This window comes from Streptomyces sp. NPDC048270, assembly GCF_040652335.1.
Classification (GTDB): Bacteria; Actinomycetota; Actinomycetes; order Streptomycetales; family Streptomycetaceae; genus Streptomyces.
Window position 1 is genome coordinate 88,092 of record NZ_JBEZLV010000009.1, and the last position, 13,377, is coordinate 101,468.

The window sequence follows — 13,377 nt, forward strand, 5'->3', positions numbered from 1 at the left end:
CGGGTCCCGGGGTTCAGCCGGCTCGGTAGGCCGTCCAACTGCTCGTCATGCGGGCGACCTGGCCGGCGGTGAACTGGTACATGCAGGAGTCGTACGTGTAGTCCATGAAGTTGCGGATGGGGTCGGCGCCCGGCTTGCTCGCGCAGCTGTCGCGGCCGGTCGGGCACTCGTACGCGGCGCTCTTCTCGGCCGGGGTGTCGGAGACGTAGTCGCCGTTCCCGTTACAGCCGCCCTGGAAGGTGTGGTAGAGCCCCAGCCAGTGGCCGACCTCGTGGGTCGCGGTGTCGCCCTCGTTGTAGTTGGCCGCGGAGCCGCCGGGCAGCGAGCTGTCCAGGACGACCACGCCGTCCATCTTGGGGGCGGAGCCGTAGGAGGTCGGGAAGGTCGCCCAGCCCAGCAGGCCGCCGGAGAGCTTGGCGGTGTAGAAGTTGAGCGCGCCCGGGCCGCCCTTGCGCAGGGTGTTCTTCATGTCCTTCTCGGCCTGGGAGCCGGAGGCCAGGTTGTACCAGGACGCGTTGTCCGTGTAGTCGGTGGCGGCGAGGGTGAACTGGAAGTTGGAGTTCACGTTGCCGGTGCCCTGGCCGCCGTAGGCGGCGTTGAGGACCGCGAGCTGCTTGGCGACGTCCGTGGACGTGAGCTTGCCGGCGCTGCCCGAGTGCACGACGTGGAAGTACACGGGGATGTTCGTGACGGCCTCGGCGGCGCGCAGGCTGCGCTGCGGCTGGTTCTTGAGGGCCTTGTCCAGCTTCGCCTTGAGGTCGGCGTCCATGGCCTTCGCCTCGGCCTCGGTGACCTCGTTCGGCTCGTCCGCGTGCGCCTCGTGGGCACGTGAGACGCGGGCGTTCGCGGCGCCCGCGGTGGTGCCCTCCTCGGCGCAGACCTCGGCGGGGGTCTTGGCTGCGGCCAGGGTGGTGGGGGCGGCGAGCGGGGTGAAGGCCAAGGTTCCGGCCAGGACCGCCGTGCTCATCAGGCGGCGGCGGAGAAGGGGGGATATGCGGGCGTTCGCGCGCACGTGTGCTCCTCGCGAGTGGGGGGTGGTGGCCTGAAGGATCTTCTTCAGCTGGCGCGAAGCTTATGTGTGCATGACATATTCAGGTCAAGATCCCTGCGTAAAAGATTTGTTGCCACAAACGCACAGGGGGCGCCTGGTCTGGACCAGGCGCCCCCTGTGACGGGAGATTTGACGGTGGATCAGCGAACCGGCTGGTAGGACCGCTCCACCTGCTGCGTGCCGTTCAGGGTCCGGTACGAGCGGGACCACGCGGCCGAGGCGTCCTGCCGGCGCTTGTCGGACACCACGTAGTAGTCCATCTGCGAGCGCTCCGCCGTCACGTCGAGCACGCCGTAGCCGTGCGCGTCCATGTCGAGCCACTTCACGTGCCAGTTCGCGGCCTTGACGGCCGACTCGGCGACCAGGGAGGCGGTGTCCGCCGGCACGTGCAGGATGTCGTCCAGGTTGTCCGAGGTCACCGAGGTGACCACGAACTCGGTCGCCGCCGTCCCCGAACCGGGGTAGGTGGCCATGTTCACCGGGACCTCGTTCGCCCACGCCATGTGGATGTCGCCGGTCAGGAACACCGTGTTCTTGACGCCCCGGTCCCTCAGGTGGCCCAGGAGTTCCTTCCGGTCGTCCGTGTAGCCGTCCCACTGGTCGACGTTGACCGCTATGCCGCCCTCGGGCAGGCCGAGCAGCTTGCCGAGCGGCCCGGCCAGGTGCGCGGGCAGCGAGGCGAAGGCCACCGGCGAGATCATCACCGAGGTGCCGACCAGCTTCCAGGTCGCGGTGGAGCCCGCGAGGCCCGACTTCAGCCAGTCGAGCTGGGCGCGCCCGGTGAGCGTGCGCTCGGGGTCGTCCACCGAACCGCTGCCCACCTTGACCTGCTGGGAGCGGAAGGAGCGCAGGTCGAGCAGGTGCAGGTCGGCGAGGGTGCCGAAGCGCAGGCGGCGGTAGACGGTGCCCGCGATGGAGGTGCGGACCGGCATCCACTCGAAGTAGGCCTGCTTGGCGGCGGCCGCGCGGGCCGCCCAGTCGCCCTCGGTGCCCGGCGTGTGGTTGTCGGCGCCGCCGGACCAGGTGTCGTCCGCGAACTCGTGGTCGTCCCAGATCGCGACGACCGGATGGGCCTGGTGCAGAGCCTGGAGGTCGGAGTCCGTCTTGTACGTGCCGTGCCGGGTGCGGTAGTCGGCCAGCGAGACGATCTCGTGCTTCGGCTCGTGCGCGCGGACGGTGTACTTGGCCTCCGGGTACCCCCCGGTCTGGTACTCGTAGATGTAGTCGCCGAGGTGCAGGACCGCGTCGAGGTCGGTGCGCGCGGCCAGGTGCCGGTAGGCGGAGAAGTAGCCGGACTCCCAGTTGGCGCAGGACACCACGCCGAAGCGCACCCCGGAGGTGGTCACGTCGTGGCCGGGGGTGGTCCGGGTGCGCCCGACGGGCGAGAGCGCCCCGCCGGCCGTGAACCGGTACCAGTACGGCGTCTGCGGCCGCAGTCCGCGCACGTCCACCTTGACCGTGTGGTCGGTGGCGGCGCTCGCCGTGGTGGTGCCGCTCGCGACGACACCGGCGAAGTTCCGGTCCGCGGCCACCTCCCAGCCGACCTGGACGGCCGGGCCGAGTCCGGAGCCGGGCACGGCCTCGGCGGTGGGGGTGACGCGGGTCCACAGCAGGATCCCGTCGGGCAGCGGGTCGCCGGAGGCGACGCCGTGCAGGAAGGCCGGTACGCCCTCGGCGGCATGGGCGGCGGGGGCGCCCAGCGCGGTGAGGGGGGCCAGGGCGGCCGTGGCCGCGGCAGCGAGAACGACCGTGCGGCGGCGGGGGTTCGCCGCGGCCACGTCGGAGGAGAGATGACTGGTCACGGACGATCATATTACTGACGGGTATGGTCACCGGAACAGGGCCGGAAAGGCGACGGGCGGGCGAACTCTGGGAGTCCGCCCGCCCGTTGGGACGTGCCTGTCCGGAAAAGTGGCCTCCGGAATGGCCGGGTCAGCCCTGCAGGGCCTTGTCGATCGCGGCCGTGAACTGCTCCGGGGTCCCCGGGGTGTCGATCTTCTTGCCGTCCATCTTCAGCGTCGGCGTGCCCGTGACACCGGACTTGTTGAAGGCCTTGGCCATCTCCAGCGCCCACCGGTCGTACGTGCCGTCCTCGACGGCCTTCTTGAACTCGGCGTTGCCCTTGAGCTCCGGGACCGTGTCCGCGACCTTCAGCAGGTAGTCGTCCTTGCCGAAGCTGTCGACGGTCTCCTCGGGGTGCAGCTCCTTGGAGTAGAGCGCGGCCTTGAAGTCGAGGAAGGCCTTGGGGCTGACGTTGAGCGCCGCGCCCAGGGCGCTCAGGGCGTTCTTCGAGCCCTCGCCCTTGACGCCGTTGTCGATGAAGGTGGCGCCGAAGTACTGGAGCTTGTACTTGCCGGCGTCGACGTCCTTGGTGATCTGCTCGCCGACCGCCTGCTCGAACTGGGCGCAGGCCGGGCAGCGCGAGTCCTCGTAGACCTCGAGGGTCTTCTTGGCCTCGGGCTTGCCGACGACCACCGTGGTGCCGTCCTCGCCCTCGGTGTTCTTCGGCTTGACCAGCGCCGCCTTGGCGGCCTTGTCCCAGTAGCCCGGCTGGTTGGCCTGCACGACCGCGTAGCCGACGCCGCCGGCCAGGGCCAGCGCGGCCACGACCGCGCCGGCCACGATCACCTGGCGGCGCACCTTGTCCTTCTTCGCCTGCGCCGCGCGCTCGGCGCGCAGCCGCTCGCGGGCGGCAGCCTTGTTGGCCTGGCTGTTGCGTGAACTCATCGTGATCTCCGTGGGGTGTGGCGTGATGGGGGTGCCGTACGTGCGTCAGGCGCTTGCGAGCGCGCCGCGCACGGGAGGCCCCCGCCGTCCCACGGAGTGTGCGGGGAAGCGCGTACGGGCCCCCGCGCCCGGAAGCACCGGCCGCGGCATCGGCCGCGCGGGACCGGCGGCCACCGCCGGGGCCGCCGCCAGCAGCAGCGGCCGGAACGCGAAGGCTGCCAGCGCGCGCAGCAGCCGGCCCAGCGCCCGCTCGCCGTGGCGCAGCCATCCGGCGGCGAGCAGCCCGACCGAGACGTGGGCGGCGAGCAGCAGCCAGGGCGACCAGGGCCCGGGCGAGGACAGCAGCGCCGCCGGGTCGCCGGCGGGCCCGGCCACCTCGGTGAGCGGCCCGCCCACCGGCGGGCCGCCGCACAGCTCCTCCAGGCCCAGGGCGCGCAGCGGGCCCGAGACCGGGCCGCCCGCCGGGCCGTAGCAGAGGTGCTGGCCGGCGGTGAAGACGGTGTCCGCGGCCAGCTCCAGCGGGACGAGCAGCCCGGCGATCGGGCCGAAGCCCCGCTCCCGCCCGGCCAGCGCGTACGAGAGCGTGAACACGGCGGCGAAGGCCCCGCCCACCAGCAGGGGCGGCAGGGGCACCTGGGACATGAGGACGTGCGAGCCCGCGGAGAGCAGCACGACGAGCGCGCTGAACAGCGCGGCCCGCAGCCCCCTGAGTCCCACCCCTGATATGTCCATCGCCGCGAGTGTGCCATGCGTCCCTGTGGAGGCGCCCCGCAGGTCCCGGTCGCGCCCCTCACCGGGGGACTACAGCGGGCTCCGCCCGGCGCCGGCCGAAGGGGCGAGCCGCCCGTTGCGGAAGAGGTCCACGAAGATCTGGTGGTCGGCGCGCGCCCGGGCGCCGTAGGCGTGGGCGAAGTCCACCAGCAGCCCCGAGAAGCCCTCCTCGTCGGCCGCGATGGCCGCGTCGATGGCCCGCTCGGTGGAGAAGGGCACCAGGGTCTGGCCGCTCTCGGCCGCGTCCGCCGCCCCGTGCATGGTCGCCGTGGCCCGGCCCAGGTCGGCGACCACGGCGGCGATCTCCTCCGGGTCGTCCAGGTCCGACCAGTCCAGGTCCACCGCGTACGGGGAGACCTCGGCCACCAGCTGGCCGGAACCGTCCAGCTCCGTCCAGCCCAGCCACGGGTCGGCGTGGGCCTGCAGGGCGCGCTGGGAGATCACCGTGCGGTGCCCCTCGTGGTGGAAGTAGTCCCGCACCGCCCGGTCGGTGATGTGGCGGGAGACCGCCGGGGTCTGGGCCTGCTTGAGGTAGATCACGACGTCGTTCTCCAGGGCGTCGCTGTGCCCCTCCAGCAGGATGTTGTAGGAGGGCAGGCCCGCGGAGCCGATGCCGACGCCCCGGCGGCCCACCACGTCCTTGACCCGGTAGGAGTCGGGCCGGACCAGGGACTCGTCGGGCAGGGTCTCCAGGTACCCGTCGAACGCGGCCAGCACCTTGTAGCGGGTGGCCGCGTCCAGCTCGACGGTGCCGGGGCCCGGGGCGAAGCGGCGCTCGAAGTCGCGGATCTCCGTCATCGAGTCCAGCAGGGAGAAGCGGGTGCGGGCACGGGCCGAGCGCAGCGCGCCCAGCAGCGGGCCCTCGGCGGTGTCCAGGGTGAAGGAGGGCACCTCGTCGTTCTTGGCCCCCGTGGCCAGGGCGTGGATCCGCTCCCGGTAGGCGTCCGCGTAGACCCGGACCAGCCCGCTGATCTGCTCGTCGCTGAGCGCCTTGGTGTAGCCGATCAGGGCCACGGAGGCGGCGAACCGCTTCAGGTCCCAGGTGAAGGGGCCGACGTAGGCCTCGTCGAAGTCGTTGACGTTGAAGACCAGCCGGCCGTGGGAGTCCATGTACGTGCCGAAGTTCTCCGCGTGCAGGTCGCCGTGGATCCACACCCGGCCCGTCCGCTCGTCCAGGTAGGGGCCGCCGTGCCGGTCCCGCTCCAGGTCCGCGTAGAAGAGGCAGGCGGTGCCCCGGTAGAAGGCGAAGGCCGAGGCGGCCATCTTCCGGAACTTGACCTGGAAGGCGGCGGGGTCGGCGGCGAGCAGTTCGCCGAAGGCGGTGTCGAACACATCCAGTATCTGCTCGGCGCGCTGCTCGTCGGTCGTCTCGGGAACCGCCATGGCGGATGCCTCCTGGTGGTGCGGGGTGGATCGGTCGTCGATCGCATTCCGGACAGGTGTCCTTGGCTCTGCAACGGATGAAGGTACCCGTCGGTGCCCCGGATGTGTCAGCCGGGAGACGTAGGATTCAGAGCTGCCGCCCCTCTCTCCCCCCGGAGGACTCCCACCGTGACCAAGCCGCCGTTCACGCACCTGCACGTCCACACCCAGTACTCGCTGCTGGACGGTGCCGCGCGGCTGAAGGACATGTTCAACGCGTGCAACGAGATGGGCATGACGCACATCGCGATGTCCGACCACGGCAACCTGCACGGGGCCTACGACTTCTTCCACACCGCCAAGAAGGCCGGGGTCACGCCGATCATCGGCATCGAGGCCTACGTGGCTCCCGAGTCCCGGCGCAACAAGCGGCGCATCCAGTGGGGGCAGCCCCACCAGAAGCGCGACGACGTCTCCGGCTCCGGCGGCTACACGCACAAGACGATCTGGGCCTCGAACGCCACCGGCCTGCACAACATCTTCCGGCTGTCCTCCGACGCCTACGCCGAGGGCTGGCTCACGAAGTGGCCGCGCATGGACAAGGAGACCATCTCGAAGTGGTCCGAGGGGCTGATCGCCTCCACCGGCTGCCCCTCCGGCGAGCTCCAGACGCGCCTTCGCCTCGGCCAGTTCGACGAGGCCCTGAAGTCGGCCTCCGAGTACCAGGACATCTTCGGCAGGGACCGCTACTTCCTGGAGCTGATGGACCACGGCATCGAGATCGAGCGCCGGGTCCGCGACGGGCTGCTGGAGATCGGCAAGAAGCTCGGCATCCCGCCGCTGGTCACGAACGACTCGCACTACACGTACGCAAGCGAGGCCACCGCGCACGACGCCCTGCTGTGCATCCAGACCGGCAAGAACCTCTCGGACCCGGACCGCTTCCGCTTCGACGGCACCGGCTACTACCTGAAGTCCACGGACGAGATGTACGCCATCGACTCCTCGGACGCCTGGCAGGAGGGCTGCGCCAACACGCGGCTGGTCGCGGACCAGATCGACACCGACGGCATGTTCGTCGAGCGGAACCTGATGCCGAAGTTCGACATCCCCGAGGGCTACACCGAGGTCACCTGGTTCCGCGAGGAGACCATGCGCGGCATGCACCGCCGCTATCCGGGAGGCATCCCGGACGACCGGATGAAGCAGGCCGAGTACGAGATGGACACGATCATCTCGATGGGCTTCCCCGGCTACTTCCTCGTGGTCGCCGACTTCATCATGTGGGCCAAGAACCAGGGCATCGCGGTGGGCCCGGGCCGAGGCTCCGCGGCCGGCTCGATCGTGGCGTACGCCATGGGCATCACCGACCTCGACCCGCTCACCCACGGGCTGATCTTCGAGCGCTTCCTGAACCCCGAGCGCATCTCCATGCCCGACGTCGACATCGACTTCGACGAGCGCAGGCGCGTCGAGGTGATCCGGTACGTGACCGAGAAGTACGGCGCCGACAAGGTCGCCATGATCGGCACCTACGGCACCATCAAGGCCAAGAACGCGATCAAGGACTCCGCGCGCGTCCTGGGCTACCCGTACGCCATGGGCGACCGGCTCACCAAGGCCATGCCCGCCGACGTCCTCGGCAAGGGCATCCCCCTCTCCGGCATCCTCGACCCCACGCACCCCCGCTACGGCGAGGCCGGCGAGATCCGCGGGATGTACGAGAACGAGCCCGACGTGAAGAAGGTCATCGACACCGCGCGCGGCGTGGAGGGCCTGGTCCGCCAGATGGGCGTGCACGCGGCCGGCGTGATCATGTCAAGCGAGCCGATCACGGACCACGTGCCCGTCTGGGTGCGGCACACCGACGGGGTCACCATCACCCAGTGGGACTACCCGAGCTGCGAGTCGCTCGGCCTGCTGAAGATGGACTTCCTCGGCCTGCGCAACCTCACGATCATGGACGACGCCGTCAAGATGGTGAAGGCCAACAAGGGGATCGACATCGATCTCCTGGGCCTCCCGCTCGACGACCCCAAGACCTTCGAACTGCTCGGCCGCGGCGACACCCTCGGCGTCTTCCAGTTCGACGGCGGCCCCATGCGCTCCCTGCTGCGCCTGATGAAGCCCGACAACTTCGAGGACATCTCCGCCGTCTCGGCCCTGTACCGGCCGGGCCCGATGGGCATGAACTCGCACACGAACTACGCCCTGCGCAAGAACAAGCAGCAGGAGATCACCCCGATCCACCCGGAGCTGGAGGAGCCCCTCGAAGAGGTGCTCGCGGTCACCTACGGCCTGATCGTCTACCAGGAGCAGGTCCAGAAGGCCGCCCAGATCATCGCCGGGTACTCGCTCGGCGAGGCCGACATCCTGCGCCGCGTGATGGGCAAGAAGAAGCCCGAGGAACTGGCGAAGAACTTCGTCATCTTCGAGGCGGGTGCCAAGAAGAAGGGCTTCAGCGACCAGGCGATCAAGGCCCTGTGGGACGTGCTGGTCCCCTTCGCCGGCTACGCCTTCAACAAGGCCCACTCCGCCGCGTACGGGCTGGTCTCCTACTGGACCGCCTACCTCAAGGCGAACTTCCCCGCCGAGTACATGGCGGGCCTGCTCACCTCGGTCAAGGACGACAAGGACAAGTCCGCGATCTACCTGAACGAGTGCCGGCGCATGGGCATCAAGGTCCTGCCCCCGAACGTGAACGAGTCCGAGCCGAACTTCGCCGCCCAGGGCGACGACGTGATCCTCTTCGGCCTCACCGCGGTGCGCAACGTCGGCAGCAACGTCGTCGAGTCGATCATCAAGACCCGCAAGGCCAAGGGGAAGTTCTCCTCCTTCCCCGACTTCCTGGACAAGGTCGAGGCGGTGGTCTGCAACAAGCGGACCGTCGAGTCGCTGATCAAGGCCGGCGCCTTCGACGAGATGGGCCACACCCGCAAGGGCCTGGTCGCCCACCACGAACCGATGATCGACAACGTGGTCGCCGTCAAGCGCAAGGAGGCCGAGGGGCAGTTCGACCTCTTCGGCGGCATGGGCGACGAGGGCGGCGCCGACGAACCCGGCTTCGGGCTCGACGTGGAGTTCTCCGACGTGGAGTGGGAGAAGTCCTACCTGCTCGCCCAGGAGCGCGAGATGCTCGGCCTCTACGTCTCCGACCACCCGCTCTTCGGCCTGGAGCACGTGCTCTCCGACAAGACCGACGCCGGCATCTCCCAGCTGACCGGCGGCGAGCACTCCGACGGCGCCGTCGTCACCATCGGCGGCATCATCTCCGGCCTCCAGCGCAAGATGACCAAGCAGGGCAACGCCTGGGCCATCGCCACCGTCGAGGACCTGGCCGGCTCCATCGAGTGCATGTTCTTCCCCGCCACCTACCAGCTCGTCTCCACCCAGCTGGTCGAGGACACCGTCGTCTTCGTCAAGGGCCGCCTCGACAAGCGCGAGGACGTGCCCCGGCTGGTCGCCATGGAGATGATGGTCCCCGACCTCACCTCCGCCGGCACCAACGCCCCGGTGGTCCTCACCATCCCCACCGTCAAGGTCACCCCGCCGATGGTGACCCGACTGGGGGAGATCCTGCGCCACCACAAGGGCAACACCGAGGTGCGGATCAAGCTCCAGGGCCCGCGGACCACCACCGTGCTGCGCCTCGACAAGCACCGGGTCCAGCCCGACCCCGCCCTGTTCGGCGACCTCAAGGTGCTGCTCGGCCCGTCCTGCCTGGCCGGATAACCCGGCCGGACGACGCGTGAAGGGCCTGCCCGGCACCGCCGGGCAGGCCCTTCACGCCATCCGAAGCGGCCGCGTCAGTTGTGGCCGAACTTCTTCGACTTGCTCTTGTGCGCCAGATCCATCGGACTCGGCGCCTGCGAGGCCGACTCGGGCGAGGACTCCGTCGAGCTCCTCGACGGGTCCTGCGAGGACGAGCGGGTCTGCTGCTTCGGCTGCTTCTGCTGCTTGTTCTTGGCCATGGTGGAGCCTCCGTGATGGGGTCTAGGGGCCAGGACCGCCTTCACACTCACACAACGCCCGAAACCGCGCATTTTGGATCATTACCGCGCGTAGTCGCGAGCCCCGCCCCGCCCCCTTGTGAGATCCGCCACGCCGATGATCGAGTTCCGGCCGTCAACACCCTTGCGGTCGGGCAGACTCGGGGCACCCGACGAAAAGCACAGAGGACCCCCAGGGAAGAGGGTGGAACGCGTGGACCGCTGCGTCGTCCTGGTGGACGCCGGCTATCTGCTGGGCGCCGCCGCGAGCCTCCTCGCAGGGGAGCCCTCCCGCTCCCGCATCACCGTCGACCACGCCGCCCTCATCCAGGGACTGCGCGAGCGGGCCGAAGCCGACACCGAGCAGCCCCTGCTGCGCATCTACTGGTTCGACGGCGCACCCGACCGGGTGCCTCAGCCCGAGCACCGCCGGCTGCGCGTCATGCCCCGCGTCACCGTCCGCCTCGGCGCCCTGACCCGCAGCGACGGCCGCTGGGCGCAGAAGGGCGTCGACGCCGCCATGCACGCCGAGCTCACCGAGCTGGCCCGCAACCGCGCCTGCTCCGACGTCGTACTGGTGACCGGCGACGGAGACCTGCTGCCCGGCCTGATGTCCGCCAAGGAACACGGCGTCGCCGTCCACCTGTGGGCCGTACAGGCCGCCGACGGGGACTACAACCAGTCCGAGGACCTCGTCGCGGAAGCCGACGAACGCCGCGTCCTGGACCGGGCCTGGATCACCCGGGCCGTCCGAGCCAAGGACCTCACCGGCCTGTGCTCCCCGCCGCCCGCCCCGCGCCCCGACATCGCCGCCATCCTCTCCGCCCCGCTGCCCGAGGCCGCGCTCGCCGAGGCCGCCCGCAACAGCACCGCCGGCGCCGGGGACGACGAGGGCGACGGCCTGCCGGTCCCCGCACCCGCCACCGGCGCCGGCCGGGCCGTCCCCACGCCCAAGGACCTCGCCGGCTCGCTGCGCGCCCCCGGCCAGCAGGCCGCACCGCCGAACGGGCAGCAGAGCGGGCCCGCCCCGGCCGGCAGCGCCCTGCGCTGGTCCTCCGACAAGGGCTGGATCGACCGCGCCGGACCGCTCGGCGAACCCGCCGAGACCGCCTCCCTGCCCACCCTCGCCCAGCTCACCAGCGCCGAGCAGCGGTGGGCCGACCGGGAGGAGGACATCACCACCGTCGGCGGCGACCCCTTCGAGGTGGGACAGGTGTTCGCCCGGCGCTGGATGGAGCGGCTCCCGGAGACCGTGCACCTCCAGAAACTGGCCACCATGTACCCGCGCATCCCGCACCGGATCGACGGCGAGCTGCTGCGCTACGCCGCCCGGTTCGGCCTGCTCGCGCACAAGGACGACCAGATCGACGAGCACGACCGCTACGCCATCCGGGCCGGGTTCTGGCGCGAGATCGACGTCCGCGCCGCCGCCGAACACGTGGCCGCCGTACCCGCAGCCGCCCCGGGAACCACCCCCCTGAACCCGGCCTCCCCGGCGACCCCGGGGGCCGAGTAGGGGCGGGAGCCGCGTAGGCTGCTCCCTCGTGAGCACGGGCACAGCACAAGAGCAGAGCGGCACAGCGGCAGGCGCGGAAGCCGGTCCCGACGTCGTCTGCGCGGTGCGTGACCTGGTCAAGACCTATCCCGCCGTACGCGGTCGGCGGGGGGCCCCGGCCCTGCCCGAGACCCGCGCCAGCGACGGCGTCTGCCTGGAGGTCCGGCGCGGCGAGATCTTCGGCCTGCTCGGCCCCAACGGCGCCGGCAAGTCCACCCTGGTCCGCCAGCTCACCGGGCTGATGCGGCCCGACGCCGGCAGTGTGACCCTGCTCGGCCACGACCTCGTACGCCACCCCGAGCGGGCCGCCCGCCTGCTGGCCTACCTCGGCCAGGAGTCGACCGCGCTGGACGAGCTGACCGTGTCGCTCGCCGCCGAGACCACCGGCCGGCTGCGCGGGCTCGACGTACGCGCGGCCCGGGCCGCGCGGGACGACGTACTGGAGGAGCTCGGGCTGACCGGGATCGCCGGGCGGCCCCTGAAGAAGCTCTCCGGCGGCCAGCGGCGCCTCGCCTGCTTCGCCGCCGCGCTGGTGGGCGAGCGGCCGGTGCTGGTCCTCGACGAACCCACCACCGGCATGGACCCGGTGGCCCGGCGCGCCGTGTGGTCGGCCGTGGACCGGCGGCGCGAGCGGCACGGGGCCACCGTCGTACTGGTCACCCACAACGTCATCGAGGCCGAGACCGTCCTCGACCGGGTCGCCGTCATCGATCAGGGCAAGGTCATCGCCTGCGACACCCCGGCCGGACTCAAGGCCATGGTCTCGGGCGAGGTCCGCCTGGAACTGGTGTGGCGCGAGAGCGCCCCGCTGGACGTGCCGGAGGTCGCGGCGCTGCGCGGGCTCGCCGCCGAGTCCGGGCGGCGCTGGGTGCTGCGGCTGCCGGCCGAGGACGCGCGGGCCGCGGTGGCCGCGGTCACCGGAGGGCCGGCCTTCGCCGCCCTCGACGACTTCACGCTGGCCACGCCGAGCCTGGAGGACGTCTACCTGGCACTCGGCGGGAAGACGAAGGGGCTGGTGAAGTCGTGAGCGACCGTACGACGGGCACTGTCGCGCCGGTCGCCGGCGCCGGGCGGGGCGCCGCCGGGGCCGGAGCCGCCGGAGCGGGAGCCGCCGGACCGGCCGCCGCCGCGCCGGCCGGGGACCGGCAGCCGGCCGCCGCGCCGCTGGCCCCGCGGGCCGGGCTGCTCCCGGCGCTGGCCGCCGTGTACCGGGCGCAGCTGTCCCGGGCGCGGGTGGCGCGGATCCCACTGCTGTTCGTGGCCACCTTCCAGTCCGTCGGGATCATGATCCTGATGCGGGGGGTGGTGGACGGGGGCTCGGAGGCCCGGGCGGTCGTGGCCGGCTCCTCCGTCCTCGTCGTGGCCTTCGTGGCGCTGAACCTGCTCGCGCAGTACTTCGGGCAGCTGCGGGCGAGCGGCGGGCTCGACCACTACGCCACGCTGCCGGTGCCGCCCGCCTCGGTGGTGCTGGGCGCGGCCGCGGCGTACGCCTCCTTCACCCTGCCGGGGACGCTGGTCACGGCCGTGTTCGGGTGCCTGCTGTTCGGGCTGCCGATGAGCGGGCTGTGGATCCTGGCCGCGGTGGTGCCGCTGGCCGGGGCGGCGCTGGCCGGGCTCGGCGCGGCGCTCGGGCTGCTGGCGCCGCGGCAGGAGCTGGCCACGCTGGCCGGGCAGCTCGGCATGTCGGCCGCGCTGCTGCTGGGGGTGCTGCCGCCCGAGCGGATGCCGGAGGTGATCGTGTGGGCGCGGGACCTGCTGCCGTCCACGTACGGGGTCGAGGCCTTCGCGCAGACCTTCGCCCCGGACCCGGACTGGGCCGTCGTCGCGCTCGACCTCGGGGTGTGCGGGGCGGTGGGCGTCCTGTCGCTGGCCGTCGCCACATGGGCGTACCGGCGGGCCGCGGTCCGCTGATGCCGGCGGCG

10 protein-coding genes are annotated in these 13,377 nt (G+C 71.4%); 4 read left to right on the forward strand and 6 right to left on the reverse strand.

The annotated features are described in order from the left end of the window. Positions 1-13: 13 nt before the first annotated feature. The 5 genes from AB0D66_RS11095 to AB0D66_RS11115 form a co-directional block, all read right to left on the reverse strand. Positions 14-967: a zinc metalloprotease gene (locus AB0D66_RS11095; RefSeq protein WP_362300348.1), complete on the reverse strand. Its 954-nt coding sequence runs from the start codon at positions 965-967 to the stop codon at positions 14-16. A 224-nt stretch (positions 968-1,191) separates the two neighbouring features. Next, positions 1,192-2,853, reverse strand: a complete 1,662-nt coding sequence (locus tag AB0D66_RS11100) for an alkaline phosphatase D family protein (RefSeq protein WP_362300037.1) — start codon at positions 2,851-2,853, stop codon at positions 1,192-1,194. Positions 2,854-2,983: 130 nt separating this feature from the next. Then, the gene (locus AB0D66_RS11105) at positions 2,984-3,778 is read right to left on the reverse strand and encodes a DsbA family protein (RefSeq protein ID WP_362300041.1); all 795 of its coding nucleotides are present in this window, start codon (positions 3,776-3,778) and stop codon (positions 2,984-2,986) included. 45 nt (positions 3,779-3,823) lie between these two features. Then, positions 3,824-4,510, reverse strand: a complete 687-nt coding sequence (locus AB0D66_RS11110; RefSeq protein WP_362300044.1) for a hypothetical protein — start codon at positions 4,508-4,510, stop codon at positions 3,824-3,826. A 69-nt stretch (positions 4,511-4,579) separates the two neighbouring features. Then, positions 4,580-5,932, reverse strand: coding sequence for a DUF2252 domain-containing protein (locus tag AB0D66_RS11115; RefSeq protein ID WP_362300047.1), 1,353 nt, complete (start codon positions 5,930-5,932; stop codon positions 4,580-4,582). Between the two features lie 168 nt (positions 5,933-6,100). On the opposite strand from AB0D66_RS11115, the gene dnaE reads away from it, so the two are divergent. Next, entirely contained in the window at positions 6,101-9,643 is a 3,543-nt protein-coding gene (dnaE, locus tag AB0D66_RS11120; RefSeq protein ID WP_362300049.1) for a DNA polymerase III subunit alpha, read from the forward strand. 74 nt (positions 9,644-9,717) lie between these two features. On the opposite strand, the gene AB0D66_RS11125 is transcribed toward dnaE, so the two are convergent. Then, positions 9,718-9,882 (reverse strand): hypothetical protein, encoded by a 165-nt coding sequence (locus AB0D66_RS11125; RefSeq protein ID WP_362300052.1) that lies wholly within the window; start codon positions 9,880-9,882, stop codon positions 9,718-9,720. Between the two features lie 223 nt (positions 9,883-10,105). Here AB0D66_RS11125 and AB0D66_RS11130 point away from each other — a divergent pair, with 223 nt between their 5' ends. From AB0D66_RS11130 to AB0D66_RS11140, 3 genes are all read left to right on the forward strand, one after another. Further along, positions 10,106-11,416 (forward strand): NYN domain-containing protein, encoded by a 1,311-nt coding sequence (locus AB0D66_RS11130; protein ID WP_362300055.1) that lies wholly within the window; start codon positions 10,106-10,108, stop codon positions 11,414-11,416. A 103-nt stretch (positions 11,417-11,519) separates the two neighbouring features. Further along, a complete protein-coding gene (locus AB0D66_RS11135) occupies positions 11,520-12,482 on the forward strand; it encodes an ABC transporter ATP-binding protein (RefSeq protein ID WP_362300350.1) in 963 nt (320 codons plus the stop codon). Further along, entirely contained in the window at positions 12,479-13,366 is an 888-nt protein-coding gene (locus tag AB0D66_RS11140) for an ABC transporter permease (RefSeq protein ID WP_362300058.1), read from the forward strand. The genes AB0D66_RS11135 and AB0D66_RS11140 overlap by 4 nt, the downstream gene beginning before the upstream one ends. The last annotated feature ends 11 nt before the right edge of the window (positions 13,367-13,377 follow it).

Coding starts and splice junctions, on each gene's coding strand:
- AB0D66_RS11095 (WP_362300348.1), bottom strand. CDS start 967: ATGAGCACGGCGGTCCTGGCCGGAACCTTGGCCTTCACCCCGCTCGCC.
- AB0D66_RS11105 (WP_362300041.1), bottom strand. CDS start 3,778: ATGAGTTCACGCAACAGCCAGGCCAACAAGGCTGCCGCCCGCGAGCGG.
- AB0D66_RS11110 (WP_362300044.1), bottom strand. CDS start 4,510: ATGGACATATCAGGGGTGGGACTCAGGGGGCTGCGGGCCGCGCTGTTC.
- AB0D66_RS11115 (WP_362300047.1), bottom strand. CDS start 5,932: ATGGCGGTTCCCGAGACGACCGACGAGCAGCGCGCCGAGCAGATACTG.
- AB0D66_RS11125 (WP_362300052.1), bottom strand. CDS start 9,882: ATGGCCAAGAACAAGCAGCAGAAGCAGCCGAAGCAGCAGACCCGCTCG.